This is a genomic window from Shewanella goraebulensis (assembly GCF_030252245.1).
Lineage (GTDB): Bacteria > Pseudomonadota > Gammaproteobacteria > Enterobacterales > Shewanellaceae > Shewanella > Shewanella goraebulensis.
Genome location: NZ_CP126972.1, coordinates 1,267,754 through 1,285,356, shown reverse-complemented (window position 1 = coordinate 1,285,356; position 17,603 = coordinate 1,267,754). Strand labels below are relative to the sequence as shown.

The following is a 17,603-nucleotide window of genomic DNA, read 5'->3' as shown; positions in this document are numbered from 1 at the left end:
CTATCAAGTTAGCTCTAGCACCTTATATTGATTAGCACTTGCTAACTTAGTGAGGCTAAAAAATTATTCCACAAAATATGCCTAATCAATTACAAGACTGTTAATATTGAAATAAATTAACAGCTTCATCACTTTATTGTTCATTATCCTCAAAGCTATAACAACCATTATAAATGGTACTCAAAGCGTGATTGGAGCGATGGGGTTCACTGAGATACCACTATCAATAACAGCATAAAAACAGACAAAATGGATACGAAACGTGTTTAAGAAATTACTTGCGATGACCAGTTCGACTCAAATGCTAATAGCCATGTTTGTTGGTTTTGCTGTGGGCATTTTTTTTGGTGAATCAGTCGGCTGGCTAAGCACGATAGGTAATGGCGTCATCTTGTTAATGCAAATGACCGTGTTGCCTTACATTGTAGTATCGCTGATTGGCGGTATCGGTAAACTGCAAAAAAGTACTGCTATATTAATTTTTAGCCGTGCTGGACTCATTATGTTGCTGCTATGGCTAGTTGGGTTAGTGCTAACAGCGTTAATGCCTTTATCATTTCCGTTTGTAGAGTCTGCTTCATTTTTCAGCACCAGTATTATTGAGCCCGTCGAGCCCATTAATTACTTTAAGCTTTATATACCCTCAAACCCATTTGAGTCAATGGCGGCAGGTTACGTACCTGCGATGGTGGTATTTAGTATTGCAATGGGGCTTGCATTAATAGGGATGGAAGGCGATAACAAAGCGCAAGTATTATCGTTTATGCATACCATAACCGAGACTTTTTCTCGTATTACCCAAGGCTTAGTAAAAGTTTTACCTATTGGTATTTTTGCCATGTCAGCCGCAGCAGCGGGTACTATGGGCGTTGATGAATTTGCCAGTATGCAAGTGTATTTAATCAGTTACTTTGTACTGTGTTTATTGCTCACTTTTGTCATATTACCTTGGATTGTTTGTTCGTTAACACCTATCACCTACGCCCAAACTGTGCGGATAACCAAGGCCAGCTTAGTTACCGCATTTGCTACAGGTAACATCTTTATTGTGATCCCAGTGATTATTGAAGAATGTAAACAGATTATGCGCGAGCATAATAATCTCAGCGAAGATGGTATAACCCTGATTGAAATCCTTGTGCCAATCGCATTTACCTTCCCTAATATAGGTAAACTTACCGTTATTTTGTTTGTCTATTTTGCTGGTTGGTTTAACGGCACACCTGTCGATTTAAGCGCTATACCTTCATTGTCGGTCAGTGGCCTGTTATCGCTGTTTGGCAGTGTCTATGTCGCTATTCCATTTATGCTCGATTTGGTTCATTTACCTTCTGACTTATTCCAGCTGTTTGTTATGTCAGGCTTCATTACGGGTAAGTTTAATTCTATCGCAGCGGTAATGAACTTATTCGCACTGACATTACTCACCGTTTGCCTATTCCAAGGCAGCCTTAAGATTCGAGCTCCGCAGTTAATTAAAATGTCTGGCGGCCTGTTAGCCAGTACAGTAGTCACGATATTGGTATGTCGAATTGGAATGGGGTTATTTATTACCAGTCCAGAGATCACCAGTGGCGTGATAGCCAATATGAAAGTGGCAGATAAAGTCCCCACTAAAGTGAATCGCCAATTTCCTGAAGTAGGCAAAACACCTTCGCAGCCTATTGCTGATGTGCAAAGTATTCGCAAACGTGGCGTGCTAAGGGTTGGCTATATTCCAAGTAACGTGCCGTTTAGCTATTACAATAATTCAGGTCAATTGGTCGGGTTCGACTCAGCAATGGCGACCAAACTGGCAGAAGATTTAAAAGTTGATATTGAGTTTATTCCTTTTCATAAAGATAAACTGGCCGTGTCATTACAAGCTGGTTTTTTTGATGTGGCAATGTCGGGACTAGCAATGGATATCAAGCAAATGGATCGCTTAAGTTATAGTGACCCAGTGCTTGAGCTTAATATTGCGATTGCCACAAAAGATCATCGCGTCAATAGCTTTAAAACCAATGAGTCATTATTGGCCATGGAAAATGTCACTGTAGCTTATGTAGAACATGACGACAAAATTGAAGAGGCCAAAAAGCTGTTGCCTCACCTCACTTTTGTCAAAATTGAAGGCTATAAAGACTTCTTCAGACAGAAAAAAGATAAATATGATGCGGTTGTCATCAGTGCTGAAGCTGGCTCTGCTTGGACGCTATTTTTCCCAGGGTACGGCATTGCCATTTTAGAAGGTAAAAATCGTTATCCTGTGGCGTATGCGGTGGCTCAGTCAAACCAGTCATTACTGAACTATATTAATAATTGGCAAAAACTGCGTAAAGTCGATGGTCACCAGCAAGAGTTTTATGATTATTGGATGTTGGGTAAAGGCGCAACAACGCCTCAACCACGTTGGTCAATTATTCGAGACGTTTTACATTGGGTTGATTAGGCCCAGCCCTTATAAAGGGCCTTATACAAAGTCCTTATAAAAAGTCCTTATAAAAAGCCCTTATAAAAACCACCTATAAGCCTAATGAAATTAATCTCATTAGGCTTTTTATATCCCTATCTAACTCCCTACCATTGTGACCTTTTCCATTAAGTTAAATTGTCATATTGCCTGTTTACAGTACAAAGTTATGACTTTCAGCTCAAATGGCACATTTATTATCATTCTGTTTCATGAACACGACTAATTGATAACGATAAAAGTTTGCAAAACTCATTAACTTAGCCTAAAAATAATTGGTTAAGTTCATATTTTATAAACTCAATTTTCATCAATATCAGTTCATGTTTTACCCTCAAATTAGTAAGGATACTAGTTAGTAATGATGAATAAGTTATGTATCGGGATAGTTTGCCATCCAAGCATTGGTGGCTCAGGATTAGTGGCAACGCAGTTAGGCATTGGTCTGGCAAACCTTGGTCACGAAGTGCATTTTATTGCCCATAAACGCCCTTTTAAGCTGATAAACCAGCATGAGAACATCTACTTTCATGAAGTCGATGAAGTTAACTATCCACTATTTGAAGGGCCATTACATACCTATTCTTTAACCGCTAAAATTGTCGAAGTTGTTGAGCAATACCAATTAGACTTGGTTCACGCCCATTATTCCATTCCGCATTCTTTATGTGCTTTTTTAGCCAGTAATATCTGCAAATACTCTTTCCCTATCGTGACCACGATTCACGGCACTGATGTCACGATTGTCGGACAGGATGACGCGATTAAAAGGCTTAACACCTTTAGCATGAACCAAAGCACCCTGATCACCACAGTATCGAATTTTCAGCGCCAATATATTCAACAAGAATTTGAGGTTAATCAGCCCATCAATGTCGTACACAATTTTATTGATACTGATGATTTCACCCCTGCATTAATCGATAAAACACTCCGCCAATCCCTTGCAGCAGATGACGAAAAGATCTTAATGCATGTTTCAAACTTCAGAGCATTAAAGAATACCCAGACGGTGGTTAACGCTTTTAGCCAATTAAGTTGTGATGAAAAGGTTAGGCTTGTTTTGGTTGGGAGCGGACCTGATATTGATAAAATTAGAACCCAATGTCAGCAACTAAATATACTTGATAAAGTCACTTTTACAGGCTCAGTTAAAAACGTTGAACGCTTTATTGCCAATGCAGATTGTTTAATTCAGCCAAGTTACCGCGAATCGTTTTGCATGGTCATTCTAGAAGCGATGGCTTGTGGAGTGCCAACCGTTAGTAGCAATGTTGACGGTATACCAGAAGTCGTTGATGAAGGGGTTACAGGCTTTATGCTCCCACCAGAAGATGCCAACGGTATGGCTGTCGCTATCAGTCATATTCTTGCCAACTCCGATTATCAACATCAATTAGGCCAAGCTGGTAGAGAGCGAGCAATGAGCCAATTCAATACTGAAGTTAAAATTAATCAATACCTTGATTGTTACCACCAAACTCTGGCGATTCATGGACAAAGCGCCACCGCTTGTTAGATAAAATTCAAAAACAAATATAAAAGGATTCATATGGCAACGGCCAATGCAGGGACTGATAAATCGGAAGGCGTAAACGAGCAAGCGAACACACAACCGCCGCAAACTGAGCCGAAAAAGAAAAAACTCAGTATGTCTAGCTGGGTATTAATCTCTTTTGCTGGCGGGATTATTGCTGGGTTATTTTTCGGTGAAATGCTGGCTTGGATGTCTGTGATAGGCGACGCTTTTATCAAGCTACTACAGATGACCATTATCCCTTATATTATCGTATCGCTAATTTCCAGTTTAGGCAGTTTAACCTTAGAACAAGCCAAATCATTAGGGGTTAAAGTTGGTAAATTGATGTTGGTTATTTGGCTATTTGGCTTACTTAGCATGTATTTAATTAAATACACCTTCCCTGATTGGCAAGCTGGCGAGTTTTTCAGTTTAACTGCACTTCAAGATCCAAATTCAGTTAACTTACTCGACTTATACATTCCTTCTAACCCATTCTTTTCGCTATCAAATAGCTATATACCAGCCATTGTTTTATTTTGTGTCGCGACAGGTATTGCACTTATTTCGATTAAAGACAAAGAGTCGCTGATGCGCCCACTGCAATTACTCGGGGAGTCTTTTAATAAGGTCACCCAAAGTATTGTGATGCTGATGCCTATTGGTATTTTTGCAATGACCGCTGCAACAGCTGGCACCATGGATTTTGATGAATTTCAAAAACTACAGGTCTACTTTGTTGCCCATGTGGTGATGACTATTATTCTAACCTATTGGGTGCTGCCCGCGATCATCATGGTTATTACCCCATTCTCCTATCGAGATATTACTGGTATCGCCAAAGATGCGATGATTACCGCCTTTGCTGCAGGTAATATTTTCATTATTTTACCGCTGCTTATTCAACGCACTAAGGAGCTGTTCCACAAATATAAAATTGGCGATTCGCAAACTGATGACTACGCCAACATCATCATACCTGTGGTTTTTAGCTTCCCGAATTTAGGTAAGTTGCTCACGATTGTATTCGTGCTTTTCGCCGCATGGTTTTCAGGTAAAGAGCTCGATTTTCTCAGTTACTTCCCGATGTCTGTAAACGGGCTAATTAGTCTGTTCGGCAGTGTTTATTTAACGATTCCAATGTTACTGGACTCATTAGAGCTATCATCTGATTTATTTCAGCTTTATATGGTTTCTAGCTTATTTACCAGCCGATTTACTTCACTACTAGCGGCAATGAATATCTTTATTTTAGCCATTGGTGGCACGGCTATGTTGGCAGGTATTGCCAAGGTCAGTATGAAACGTCTGATTTTATGCAGCGCTATCACGCCTGTGGTTTTTGGTGTCACGCTATTAGCCACCAGTTGGCTGCTAAATAACATCGTCGACACTGAATACAACATGGATAAAGTGGTCGCCCACATGAGTTCTGCTGCTGAAGTGCCAGAAGAAGTCACCACCTTTAATTGGTCTGAAGAATTAGAAGTTAATGGACCGCGCACTATAGAGCAAATTAAACAAAGCGGTATGCTAAGAGTCGGTTACAACACAGTGCAAGTTCCCTTCTCCTTTTTTAATGCCCAAAAGCAATTAGTCGGCTTTGATATTGAATTAATGAAAAAACTCGCTGCCGAACTTGGGCTTAAAATCGCCTTTATTCCCTACACCAGCGAGAATGTATTAGCGTCGATTAACAGCGGATTATTTGATATTACGGTTTCTGGTTTACAGATGACCACCACCCGTATTGGCTTTGTCGACTTTACCAACCCAGTATTGAATCTACATTACTCATTTGTAGTAAAAGATTATCGAGCGGACGAATTTCAAAACGATGAGTTAATCCATCAAGCTGAAAAAATTCGAGTCGCTTCGGTAGGTGATTATTCAATTATCCCTCACCTAGAGGAGAAGTTTGATAATATCGAATTTACCTCAATAGATTCAGATAAAATCTTCTTTGAAGATGATGGTAAGTCATGGGATGGGCTACTGATCAGTTTAGAAGCCGGACAAACGTGGACCATTTTATATCCCGAATACACCACGCTTTATAACCGTGAAGAGATTAAATCCTTCCCGGCATCTTATGCTGTAGCCAAAGGTAATCACTCTCTGCATATCTTTTTAAACAGCTGGTTATCGATTCAACAATCCTCTGGTTATATTGATACTTTGTATAGTTATTGGATATTAGGCGAAAACGCCCAACCGAAACAGCCGCGCTGGTCAGTGGCTAAAGATGTACTGCACTGGATTGAGTAATATTCGTAAAGTGAGTAATTAGAAACCAAAAACCTTACTCAGTGAGTAAGGTTTTTTATACCTCATTGTTTTTATTGACTATGAGCAAGTGAGTGAGAACTCACTACACGTACGGCTATTTTATTAACGAATAGTAATGAACTAATGCCGTGTTAAAAATCAATTGCTGTAAATAGCAACGGTATTGAATATATGCCATTTCATCCTCACTGAGGTTGTGCTTTAAAAGTAAGATAGTTCGAGCCTAGCCAATTCACAACCAACCCAATTAATACTCCAAACGATAGACTTAACACTTCAGCAGTGACTGATTGAGTTAGTGTAGAAAATGCTGCTAAAGGCGTAACAGTAAGCAGCCAGTCTCTAGCAATTTGAAACCCAATTAAGTTAGCTATAGCAGCAATACCTGCTATCAAGATAACCCATAATATTTGCTCTTGGGTTTGGCGCTGCTTTCGATGGCGAAATGTAAACTTTCGATGTCCTAACCAAGTTAAACTCAATCCCACAGTAAAAGCCGCTCCCCGTGCAATCATCGCCTCCCATTGAGCCCAATTTAACAGTATTAAATAAACGGTTAAATCCACTACAAAGCTCGCCCCTCCAACCAATAAAAAGCAACTAAAGGTATTAAAACGAAAATGCTGAGTAAACAGATATTGAAGCCTATTGGATCGCCTTAACAAACTCACTTGCGGCATCAGTTTTCACCACACAGCATCAGCACCTTACTGCGAGTTTCAGACTCAAGATAACAACTACCAAAGCTTCCTTGTTCGGTGAGTTGATGTTTGCTGACAACAATATAATAAGGTTGCTGATTTAACTGATCTAGTTGCTGCTCATCGTTGACAATTACCGCTTTACCTTCGCTGTAATACCTTGAAGAGAAAGGCTGTTTAAGCCAATAATATACTGGCAAATCATACACTCTTTGGCTCAATAACCATTTGTCACTTTTGTCTTTACTCACCCCAGAATTTAGCACTACTAACGCAATAACCAACAATAAAGGAATGCTGTTCGCAATTATCATGAAGCGGTTAATCGATGCATTTCGCCAAGCATAAGCAATTAATAAAGCCAATGCGGGCGACGCTGGTAATACGTAGGCAGGTAAAATGTTGCCAGCAAAAGTAAATAAAATTAGCGGCGCAGCCATCCAACATAGTAAAAACTTGGTGAAGTCATCAAAGCCTTTATTTTCACCATCTTCTTGCTCTTCTTCAGCAAAGGTCACTGTAGCGCATGCAGCTTTAGCATAAGCCACTTTCGTTGAATTAATGTTTTGATAAATACGATACAAACCGCGAGGGATAAATATTGACCAAGGTACGCACGCAACTGCAAAATAAATCCAAATGGTGCCGCGCACTTCATCATGTGCAGTGCCATATAAGTCCCCTTCCCAACCACTGTCCACAAAGCGAGACCAATGCTCCCCTACAATAAAGTATTGGATAAAACCTGGAGTCGCTTGTTCAGCCATAACATACCAAGGCAGAGTCAGCGCCAGTAATAGCAATAACCCTGATAGCAAAGGCACCCGCAGCCACAATTGGCGCCACATTTTGACAGGGCCAACTGCCCAAACCATCCACAAGTAAGTCGCAATACCAAATATCGCGACGGCTACAGGCCCTTTGGCCATTAACCCGATAGCGAGACCAACAAAACCTGCATAACCCCACAAATATTGCCCTTGCCAAGCTAAGTAAAACCCTACCAATGCTAGCGTTAATCCCAGTAATAACCCCATGTCGGTCATTACTGTGCCCATGCAAACGTAAAAAACGGTGGTGGTAGTCAAAATTGTAGCAACCGTTAAGCCATTAATAGCGAATTTCTTGGCCAGCTTCACCACTAAACATAAAACCAACAGACCCACTAAAAAATGCGGCAACCTTAAAAAGAATTCATTATTTGCAAACAGTTCTATGAAGCTTGCACTTAACCAATTTTGCAACGGGGGTTTGCCCCAAAACGGTATACCGTAATCAAATTGCGGAGTGAGCCAATTACCTGTTTCTGACATCAATCGCGCCATTTCACCGTAGCGAGCTTCGGTGGTATCCATCAGTGGATATAAAGCCAATGAAACCAAGCGAATCAATAATGCACTTACAAGTAGCATTAAAATATGAGGATAATATTGCGCTGATAATAACTTTGACTTCATTTGACGTTTTCCAAGCTAAATTGATATTGACTAAAGCTTTTTAGTTGAACAAATTGATTTTTTCGACTAAATAAAATGCTTTGATCTACAACCGCTTTTTGCTGCTGATATACAGCTTGTTGGACTGTCTTCGCTGACTCTTTAGTATTGGATGACTTTTTAGCATTAGCTGTCTGCTTAAATTTCACCACGGTATGCGGCACACTTTGCTGGTGATAAACATCTTCAACGATAAATACAGGTCGCTGTTTTACTTCCATAAAAACGCGCCCTAAGTATTCGCCAATCAAACCTAATGCCAGTAATTGAATGCCCGCTAAAAACAGTTGCACCACCATCATTGATGCATATCCAGCAACAGCTTCGCCATAAACTAAGGTTTTAATCACAACCCAAATGCCATAGGTAAATGCACTCATGCCAATGCTGACACCAAACCATGTTGCTAAGCGCAGTGGTTTAAAGCTAAACGAAGTAATCCCATCCATTGCTAAGCCCACTAACTTACCGTAATTCCACTTTGTTTCACCGACACAGCGAGGGTCGCGGTCAAACTCTATGGTGGTTTGAGTAAAACCAGGCCAACTTAAAATGCCTTTCATAAATCGGTTACGTTCAGGCATAGCATTAATGTGATCGACAACTTGTCTGCTTAACAGTCTAAAGTCGCCGACATTCTCGGGAACAGGTGAATCAGACATCCAGTTCATTAAGCGATAAAAACTGGCAGCAGAAAAACGTTTAAACCAGGTTTCTCCAAGGCGTTTTTTACGACGCATGTTGACTACTTCAAAGCCTGACCGCCATGCTTGCAGCATTTGTGGGATAAGTTCTGGCGGATCTTGTAAGTCTGCATCAAGCAATATAACGGCTAACCCGCGCGCTTGAGCAAGCCCTGCTGACATAGCCGCTTCTTTACCAAAATTTCGGCTTAGTTTTATGCATTGGTGTTCGCAATGACTTAAGCTCAATTTCTGCAGCAAATCCCATGTATTGTCAGTGCTACCATCATCAACAAATACCAGTTCACAATGATCATTGATTGTTGAGACAACAGAGTTAAGCCTCGACATCAACACATCGATACTTTGTGATTCATTGAACATTGGGATAATTATCGAAAGACAAATTTCTGTTCGTTGGTTAAGGTTATTTGAATGACGCATTAACTATTCCTTCAGAATAAAATATGCCAACATCCTGAAGGATAAGCGGTGTAAGAAATGTCATTGACATTTTTTCGACAAAAAACTTGCGACAATATAGGCATCAACACACAAGGACTAATCGCAGCACATGAAATTACTAATCATCGAAGATAACCACGATGTTGCAGGTATTTTGGGAGACTTTTTTGAGGCTCAAGATGCTGACCTTGATTACGCCACTAATGGTGAGCTTGGATTAAGCCTCGCACTTGCCCAAGACTTTGACGCTATTATTTTAGATCTCATGCTACCTAAATTGGATGGTTTAAGCTTATGCCGCACTTTACGAGAACAAGGCTGCACCACTCCAGTATTAATGCTGACAGCATTAGATAATAAAGCCGACTTAATGACAGGTTTTGACAGTGGCGCAGATGACTACCTAGGCAAACCTTTCGATTTAGATGAACTGGATGCCCGCATTAAAGCTTTAATAAAAAGGCATCGCGGGAATGTGGCACAAGCGACATTGCGTTTTGGTGAACTTGAGTTAGACATCGCACGCCATCAAGTTAAACGCCGAGGCATGAAGCTCCCATTAACACCAACGACTTACCAAATCTTATTATTGTTAATCAAAAATGCGCCAAACGTGGTCACTCGCGAACAACTGATTGAAGAAATATGGGGCCAACATCCTCCCGGGCAAGACATTCTTCGAAGTCATGTTTACCAATTGAGAAATCAGCTTGATAAGCCGTTTGAGCAACCTATGTTAGTAACGATCCCTAAAGTGGGTTTACGTTTAGACCAAGGAGAATAACATTGGCTGCAGAAAGGTTAGCAACACAAGTATCCCATGCTACAACCAGTAATAGTTCAACTCACTCTTTTGTAGGGCGTCTGACACTGTACTTTGTATTAATCGGTGTACTGGCATCAGGCTTAATTTACCTGATGATGATCTTCATGTTGCAATGGGTTGAAGATGAAGTAAGTTTAAATAATCTGCGAGACAGCGCACCTTACGTCATTAAACAGTTTCGAAATGGTACGCCCGAGCCATTAGTCTTGCCGCCCAACATAACCGCATTTCACAGTACTGACTTTATTCCGTCAAATTACGGTGAATTACAAAATTACCCACTTGGTTTTAATGGCGAGATTAATGACGACTCAGATGAGTTATTTTTATATCGTTCTGAATTTGTTTTAAATGGCCGCATGACTCAGCTGTTTATCACCATGCCAGCTGAAAATATTGAATTAAGCAAAGAACAATGGAATGGAATAAGTGGATTTATCATCGTGTTTACGTTCGGATTAATCCTGTTATTTAGTTTTGCTATTTTTAAACTTTTTAGGCGTTTAATCGCACCAATTAACCAATTAAGTATGCAACTTGGACAAGCTTCACCGCCAACAGAGTTTACTGTTAGCCAAAGCGCTACTAAGGAATTTGGTATTCTCACTGATAGTCTTAACCACTATCGCCAGCAAATTGAAACTTTAATTAAACAGGAGCAAGCATTTGCAAGGTATGCCAGCCATGAATTGCGTACGCCACTGAGTATCGTTTTAGGCTCTGTAAAACTGCTTGCCCAAAAGCCCGATGCAGATTTTCAGCTACGTCAAAGAGAGCGCATAACCCGCGCAGCTCAAGACATGCAAAACACGGTCGAGGCGTTACTTAATATCGTTAAACAAGAAAAGTCAGCTAATGCGAACCCGCCGAGGCAATTAACAGAGCTAGAATTAGCTCAAACACTTGAAACAACGCTTAATCAGGCTAAACAACAAGACATTGAAGTGATAATGAATTGGCATGGCACACCGACAGTACAACCTAATTCTGCGGTGGTAAAAATGCTGTTAACCAATCTAATTAACAATGCCATTAACGCCCGCAGCGAGAATTTGCCCGCAGAGGAAGTAAGTTGGATTAAGGTTAGTATTTTCGACGATCGAATTGTTATCGAAGATAATGGCCAAGGGTTGTCTGAAGTAGAAAAAGGCCATCAAGGAACTGAGTTAGCAGGTCATGGTTTGGGACTGGTAATCATCGATACCTTATGTCAGCGCTACAATTGGCTATTTAACCTTGAGGAAAATCAGCCCAAAGGCTGTATTGCTACACTCAGCTTACCTAAGATAAATAATTAGATTAAGTACTTATCTTAGGTACTTAAATAAGAGTCTAGAATAAGCACCTAGATAAATTGACTAAGCTAAATACCTTTAATACTTACAACCATAACTGATACAAAGGCTGATTCACTCATAACTTAATGAGTGAATTAGCCTTTTAAAATGAATGAACGCTATAAACTCAAGCTTTATCGTTTATGAATAGCGCCAGATTTCATCACAAACTGTACATCAAGTAGTGCATCGATTTGGGTCAGTGGACTCACCTTCATAGCAATAATATCAGCTTGTTTACCTTGCTCAAGCGTACCTAAACTATCTGACATGCCGATTAAATCAGCGCCATTTATGGTAGCAGAAATTAAAATGTCTTTATTCGACATTCCTGCTTGATGCATCAAAACAGCCTCTTTGGCATTATCACCATGATGAGAAACACCGCTATCGGTACCAAATGCGATTTTGACCCCTTGCTTGTAAGCGTTGGCAAAATTATTTTGCATGTCATTGCCCACACGAATCGCTTTCGCTTTAATCGCATCAGACATGAAATTACCTTTTGAGTTAGCCATTTGTACCACAGTGTCACCCGCAAGTAATGTCGGTACTAAATAGGCGCCTGATTTTTTAAACAACTTAATCGATTCTTTATTGGCATAACTGCCGTGCTCAATACTGTCTACACCAGCACGTAAAGCGGCATTAATCCCTTCTGCAGCATGGGCATGACTGGCAACTTTTCTACCTAAAGCATGGGCAGCATCAATCACTTCTTTTAATTCATCGTTGGCCATTTGCTGGCCTGTGCCAGTATTGGTATCAGACAATACACCACCTGTAGAAGTAATCTTAATGACATCGGCACCGTATTTAATGGCGCGGCGAGTCGCACGGCGACAATCATAAGGGCCATCGCAAATGGTCTTTGATGTCAGCATATCTAACAAATCAGGGCTTTTCCCATCAACATCACCGTGGCCGCCAGTCACCGAAACACCACCAGAAGCAACAATACGAGGCCCAGCTAACCAACCTTTATTAATGGCATCTCTAAGGGCATAAATCTGTTCAGGTTTGGCACCTAAATCTCGTACTGTGGTAAATCCAGCCATCAAGGTTTTATTAGCAAAATAAGCACTTCTCATCGCCACGTCGGCATCAGACATTCTTAAAGATTCACTGTCATTATTGGGCCCAAGTTCACCTTGAAGGTGCACATGCATATCCATCAAGCCAGCCATAACAAATTGCTGTTTTAAATCGACATACTCAATCGTGTCAGCTGGTGTTAATTCATTGTCGTTTATTTGTATAAAGCCTTTTTCGACAGCAGAGATTTTGCCATCTTTAACCACAACCGAATGATTTTTCAGTGTGGATTTACCAGCTACAGTTAATAGTTCACCGGCATGAATCACTTTATAGTCCGCCGCAAAAGCTGCTGGAGACATACCAATGGTCAATAAAAAAATAGTTGCGTTGCCAGTTGCTTTTTTATAAGCCGTAAGCGTTGATTTCAAGCCCGTTAAAATAGAAGCGTTACGCGTTGTTTGAGGCATATTAATCCCTGAATGTGTTTCATTGTCCTAAGTTATTAACATGCCTAACTTAAGGGCGCTTTACAATCTTGCTAATAAATTTTTATTTAACATCAAGCTTCGCAACAAGCTACGACCTCACATCAACGCTCCACCAACACATCGATTAAGCCTTACTCAACCGCAAAGCAAGTAAACCCAACTTGCTAGATCTCGAGCACATTACATAAGTAAATTTAACATTTGTAATTGATTAACCTAAGCCTTTGCTATATAAAACATTTAAGATTTTCATCAGGGAGGTTGAAAGTGACTGAATCTGTCAAATCTGACAAAAATTATGCAATTGCAGTTATTTTATCGGGAATTTTCGGGATTTTCGGAATTCACCATTTCTATTGTGGCCGAATTTTGCATGGTTTTTTTGATTTAACACTAGCCATTGTTGGCATTACGTTATTGCAGTTTGAAGACGTTACGCTCACCCTGATCGGTGCAGGTCTTATTTTTATTGATGTCATTCACACAGTTGTGGTGACATTTATGCTTCTCGTTGGAAGCTACAGAGATGGAAAAGGCAAATTAATTGCTTATCCGGGACAAAAAATATAATTAAGGGATTTATTTATGTCAGAAGTTCAAACTGCTGAAGCGCCAGTACAAATCAGCGAAAAAGGTTTCGTACCAACTTTACTATTATGTTTCTTTTTAGGTTCATTAGGTGTTCATCGTTTTTACACAGGTAAAATTGGTACTGGCATATTAATGTTACTGACATTAGGTGGCTTAGGTATATGGACACTTATCGACTTCATTATGATTGCAGTTGGTAGCTTTAAAGATTCTGAAGGTAACGCGATTAAAGCGTCGTAATGACAGTTCAAATCGCATAAGAATTGAGGCTGCTTAATGATATTGGCAGCCTTTTATTTATCTTAAACTCAGATAAATACTGAAACTCACCGCTTAAAAAGTAAAATCAATTCCCCAATATACTTGCTCAGCATCATTCACTGATAACGAAGTCGCATTCATGCCTTTATCTGATGAAGTAAAATTATGCTTTAAATAGCGAAAGCCTAACTCTGATGTCAATGCGTTGCCAAAATCGAACATTAACCCCGTTTGACCGCCAAACACATAACAACTGCTAGAGTCTCGATAAATTTGGTCAATGTCATTGAATTGAAATTCATGATCACTTAACCCTGCTGAGCCGCCAATAAACCAACTCACGTGTTTAGCTTCATCCAAAGAAAACAATCGGTCATACGATACGAGTACTCCTTGATGATGGTTCATATCATCAGAGTTAAACGAGTAAGTACCATACAAACGGCTAGTGTCGCTAATTTTTAAGCCATTTTTAATTTGATAATTTATGCCGCGTTCTTGACTACTAGATAACTCTGAAGCAGACGAATTACCATGGTGTTGATACCCCACTGTTCCGCCTACAATGGTGTCAGCAGCATAGGAAATACCGGGAAATAAGCACATCACGATTACGTTTTTGAGCAAGCTAAATCGAGCCATTTATCCTCCGGCTTTAGCAATAACTACTTTATTATTTACCGAAGTAAGGTGAAAAAATGTCGTTTAGCTCAAAATTCCAATTGATAAAATACCCAAAAGGTAAAATTGTTCGGAATTTGTGATCTGCTTAAAATTTAATCCGCCATTAAATAAAGCTTTCACGCCTTATTCCATGTCAAACAGGCACAAAAAAGCCGCTCGAAGCGGCTTTTGTCATCAATACGATATGAGCAACATTTGTGCTCAAGTCAGTTTCAAAGCATCACTGTCGTTTAATTAGCAATTTTTAAATCGGCTTTATCTGAAATTAAGTTTAAATCAAAATCGAACTCATCTACGCGGATAGCACGTTCACGCTTTAGGTTATAGTCTTGCAGCAACTTGTGCTCATCAGCACTCACAACTTTTGCTTCTAGTGCATTATCCAGTGTAATTGAGAAGCGAACACCCGCTTTAAATACACGCTGTTTAAGTGCTTTTTTGACTTTAGAAAGCAGTGGTAAACACGCCATCTTAGCTAAATAAGCTTGCTCATTGATGTAGTTACCATCACCAGCAACAGGCTTGATTAAGTGAGTTAACTGCTTTTTAAATGCAGTGTCTAGCTGAGCTTGCTCGGCTAATTCACGTACCAAGTCGTCATTTACTTTGACCATTTTACCTGAGTAAGTCATGGTGATTAAACGCATGAACTGACGCGTAGGTGCAGATGGGAAGTTCTCTAAAAACGCCAATATAGCTTCTTCTGCTTTACATAAAGACCAACGTGTTGCGTATTCAAAGTATGGTTTAGCTTGGCTGCGTTCACCCGCTGACACTTTTTGCTCGTAGAAACGAATCGATGCCATGGCTGCGTATAGGTAACTCATTACATCACCTAAACGTGCCGACAGCATTTCAGCTTGTTTAAGCTTGCCACCTAGTACCAATAGTGAGAAGTCAGCATAAACTGCCAGTTTTGAAGCCAATTTATGAACTGATTTCTCATAACCGACCACTTCAGGCAATGTAGACTGAGCTGGTGCAGTAAATGGCAAAAGGCCTAATTTAAATGCACGTAAGCTGTTACCTACACTGTAACCAATGGTTTGTCTAAAGATGCGATTAAAGGTTTTATCTGCATCACTTGCGTCGCTATGGATAGATTCAACCATGCTTTGTAAATGTGGATGACAACGCATTACTCCTTGACCAAAAATCATCAAGTTACGGGTAAGAATGTTTGCGCCTTCAACTGTAATCGCAATTGGCTGAGCAACATAACCTGACGCTAAGGTATTTTGTGGGCCGCGTTGAATCGCTTTACCCGCTTGGATATCCATTGCTGAATCTAAAATGTCACGACCAAGTTCAGTCATATGATATTTTGCAATCGCAGTGACAACCGACGGTTTTAAGCCAAGACCTAAGCCTTCTGTGGTTAATACACGCATCGCTTCTTGCAGGTAAGTTTTACCAGCAATATCAGCAAGCTTTTCTTGAATACCTTCAAACTTACCAATCGATAAACCAAACTGCTCACGTACCGCTGCATATTCAGCAGAAGATTTAAATGAGCATTGGCTCACTGACACACCTAATGCCGGAAGTGAGATACCACGGCCTGCGCCAAGACAGCTCACTAGCATTTGCCAGCCACGACCAATTTTTTCTTGGCCACCAATAATAAAGTCCATTGGGATAAACACGTTTTCGCCACGAGTCGTACCGTTATAAAAACGACAGCCCATAGGATCATGACGGTTACCCAATTGCACACCTGGGTGAGCTTTAGGGATTAACGCACAAGTGATACCAAGTTGCTCTTTACCACCCAGTAAACCTTGTGGATCTTCAACCTTAAATGCCAAACCTAATACGGTCGCAATAGGCGCTAAAGTAATGTAACGCTTATCCCAAGTGACCGATAAACCTAGTACTTCTTTACCTTCGTACTCACCCATTGTCACTGTACCGATATCAGGAATACCGCCAGCGTCAGAACCTGCTTCTGGGCTTGTTAGGGCAAAACATGGGATCTCTAAGCCATTGGCTAAACGTGGTAACCAAAAATCACGTTGGCTATCTAAACCGTAATGCATCAATAACTCACCAGGGCCTAGTGAGTTAGGTACCATAACCGTTACAGCTACAGCAGAACTTTTAGCGGCAATGGTCGCTACAATAGTAGAGTTAGCATAAGGACTAAACTCTAAACCACCGTATGACTTAGGAATAATAAGCGAGAAGAATTTATTTTCTTTAAGGAAGGTCAATACATCATCTGGCAAGTGCTTACCATTTTGAATATCAAAATCATCGACCATTTCAATCAATGTTTGCACAGGACCATCTAAGAAAGCTTGTTCATCAAGTGATAACGTTGCATTAGGAATATCACGCAGCGCAGCAAAGTCTGGAATACCTTGATAAATTGAGCCTTCTAACCAAACATCACCCGCATCAAGCGCTTCTTGTTCAGTCGTTGAAATACTCGGCAAAACTTTTTTAAATGTTGTTCTTATGCTCATAGTTATACACTCATCAGACCAGAATAATAGTGTGCATTACGTCACAAAAAACAAATTAGATCAAATATTCTAATTAAGAAATAAAGCTAATATTTACAGTAACAAAGCAGTGTTTAAAAATAATTATCGTCAATTCATGAACTTACACGTGTACGCTGAAGCAAAAAATAATTTAAAAATTTATACGCTCGTTTGAATTTTAATAAAAAATCATCAATTTCAGGTCCAATTTCAAACTAACTTGAATTCAATTAGGGCGACTAAAAATGCTAACTTTGTTGTAGCTAAGCTTATCTGTCATGATT

The 17,603-nt window shown here is 40.1% G+C and carries 13 protein-coding genes; 7 read left to right on the top strand and 6 right to left on the bottom strand.

The annotated features are described in order from the left end of the window. Positions 1-262: 262 nt before the first annotated feature. From QPX86_RS05265 to QPX86_RS05255, 3 genes are all read left to right on the top strand, one after another. Positions 263-2,431 (top strand): cation:dicarboxylate symporter family transporter, encoded by a 2,169-nt coding sequence (locus QPX86_RS05265; RefSeq protein WP_285164561.1) that lies wholly within the window; start codon positions 263-265, stop codon positions 2,429-2,431. Positions 2,432-2,813: 382 nt separating this feature from the next. Next, complete coding sequence (gene bshA, locus QPX86_RS05260) at positions 2,814-3,971, top strand: N-acetyl-alpha-D-glucosaminyl L-malate synthase BshA (protein ID WP_285164560.1); 1,158 nt, start codon at positions 2,814-2,816, stop codon at positions 3,969-3,971. Between the two features lie 33 nt (positions 3,972-4,004). After that, entirely contained in the window at positions 4,005-6,239 is a 2,235-nt protein-coding gene (locus QPX86_RS05255; protein ID WP_285164559.1) for a cation:dicarboxylate symporter family transporter, read from the top strand. Between the two features lie 206 nt (positions 6,240-6,445). On the opposite strand, the gene QPX86_RS05250 is transcribed toward QPX86_RS05255, so the two are convergent. Genes QPX86_RS05250 through QPX86_RS05240 form a run of 3 tightly spaced genes read right to left on the bottom strand, consistent with a single transcriptional unit; the run spans position 6,446 to position 9,584 of the window. Next, positions 6,446-6,940 carry a GtrA family protein gene (locus QPX86_RS05250; RefSeq protein ID WP_259651383.1) on the bottom strand — a complete coding sequence of 165 codons (495 nt, stop codon included), beginning with the start codon at positions 6,938-6,940 and terminating at the stop codon, positions 6,446-6,448. Then, a complete protein-coding gene (locus tag QPX86_RS05245) occupies positions 6,940-8,418 on the bottom strand; it encodes a phospholipid carrier-dependent glycosyltransferase (RefSeq protein ID WP_285164558.1) in 1,479 nt (492 codons plus the stop codon). Before QPX86_RS05245 ends, QPX86_RS05250 begins: the two co-directional genes overlap by 1 nt. After that, positions 8,415-9,584 carry a glycosyltransferase family 2 protein gene (locus QPX86_RS05240; RefSeq protein ID WP_285164557.1) on the bottom strand — a complete coding sequence of 390 codons (1,170 nt, stop codon included), beginning with the start codon at positions 9,582-9,584 and terminating at the stop codon, positions 8,415-8,417. Before QPX86_RS05240 ends, QPX86_RS05245 begins: the two co-directional genes overlap by 4 nt. 130 nt (positions 9,585-9,714) lie before the next feature. Here QPX86_RS05240 and QPX86_RS05235 point away from each other — a divergent pair, with 130 nt between their 5' ends. Beyond that, positions 9,715-10,389 (top strand): response regulator transcription factor, encoded by a 675-nt coding sequence (locus tag QPX86_RS05235; RefSeq protein ID WP_285164556.1) that lies wholly within the window; start codon positions 9,715-9,717, stop codon positions 10,387-10,389. Between the two features lie 2 nt (positions 10,390-10,391). Next, positions 10,392-11,729 carry a sensor histidine kinase gene (locus tag QPX86_RS05230; protein WP_220755208.1) on the top strand — a complete coding sequence of 446 codons (1,338 nt, stop codon included), beginning with the start codon at positions 10,392-10,394 and terminating at the stop codon, positions 11,727-11,729. Positions 11,730-11,902: 173 nt separating this feature from the next. Here the strand turns inward: QPX86_RS05230 and QPX86_RS05225 are convergent, their stop codons facing one another. Continuing rightward, positions 11,903-13,165 carry a metal-dependent hydrolase family protein gene (locus QPX86_RS05225; RefSeq protein WP_285165139.1) on the bottom strand — a complete coding sequence of 421 codons (1,263 nt, stop codon included), beginning with the start codon at positions 13,163-13,165 and terminating at the stop codon, positions 11,903-11,905. Positions 13,166-13,561: 396 nt separating this feature from the next. On the opposite strand from QPX86_RS05225, the gene QPX86_RS05220 reads away from it, so the two are divergent. Both QPX86_RS05220 and QPX86_RS05215 read left to right on the top strand, forming a co-directional pair. Continuing rightward, positions 13,562-13,864, top strand: a complete 303-nt coding sequence (locus QPX86_RS05220) for an NINE protein (RefSeq protein WP_220755209.1) — start codon at positions 13,562-13,564, stop codon at positions 13,862-13,864. A gap of 15 nt (positions 13,865-13,879) precedes the next feature. Next, positions 13,880-14,125 carry a TM2 domain-containing protein gene (locus QPX86_RS05215; protein WP_153912845.1) on the top strand — a complete coding sequence of 82 codons (246 nt, stop codon included), beginning with the start codon at positions 13,880-13,882 and terminating at the stop codon, positions 14,123-14,125. A gap of 93 nt (positions 14,126-14,218) precedes the next feature. On the opposite strand, the gene QPX86_RS05210 is transcribed toward QPX86_RS05215, so the two are convergent. Both QPX86_RS05210 and QPX86_RS05205 read right to left on the bottom strand, forming a co-directional pair. Continuing rightward, a complete protein-coding gene (locus tag QPX86_RS05210; protein WP_285164555.1) occupies positions 14,219-14,788 on the bottom strand; it encodes a hypothetical protein in 570 nt (189 codons plus the stop codon). A gap of 272 nt (positions 14,789-15,060) precedes the next feature. Next, positions 15,061-17,298: an acyl-CoA dehydrogenase gene (locus QPX86_RS05205; RefSeq protein ID WP_220755211.1), complete on the bottom strand. Its 2,238-nt coding sequence runs from the start codon at positions 17,296-17,298 to the stop codon at positions 15,061-15,063. Positions 17,299-17,603: the final 305 nt, after the last annotated feature.

Excerpts from the sequence above, each read along its gene's own strand:
- bshA (WP_285164560.1), top strand. The coding sequence starts at position 2,814 with ATGATGAATAAGTTATGTATCGGGATAGTTTGCCATCCAAGCATTGGT.
- QPX86_RS05235 (WP_285164556.1), top strand. The coding sequence starts at position 9,715 with ATGAAATTACTAATCATCGAAGATAACCACGATGTTGCAGGTATTTTG.
- QPX86_RS05205 (WP_220755211.1), bottom strand. The coding sequence starts at position 17,298 with ATGAGCATAAGAACAACATTTAAAAAAGTTTTGCCGAGTATTTCAACG.
- QPX86_RS05250 (WP_259651383.1), bottom strand. The coding sequence starts at position 6,940 with ATGCCGCAAGTGAGTTTGTTAAGGCGATCCAATAGGCTTCAATATCTG.
- QPX86_RS05215 (WP_153912845.1), top strand. The coding sequence starts at position 13,880 with ATGTCAGAAGTTCAAACTGCTGAAGCGCCAGTACAAATCAGCGAAAAA.
- QPX86_RS05245 (WP_285164558.1), bottom strand. The coding sequence starts at position 8,418 with ATGAAGTCAAAGTTATTATCAGCGCAATATTATCCTCATATTTTAATG.
- QPX86_RS05225 (WP_285165139.1), bottom strand. The coding sequence starts at position 13,165 with ATGTCTCCAGCAGCTTTTGCGGCGGACTATAAAGTGATTCATGCCGGT.
- QPX86_RS05240 (WP_285164557.1), bottom strand. The coding sequence starts at position 9,584 with ATGCGTCATTCAAATAACCTTAACCAACGAACAGAAATTTGTCTTTCG.
- QPX86_RS05210 (WP_285164555.1), bottom strand. The coding sequence starts at position 14,788 with ATGGCTCGATTTAGCTTGCTCAAAAACGTAATCGTGATGTGCTTATTT.
- QPX86_RS05255 (WP_285164559.1), top strand. The coding sequence starts at position 4,005 with ATGGCAACGGCCAATGCAGGGACTGATAAATCGGAAGGCGTAAACGAG.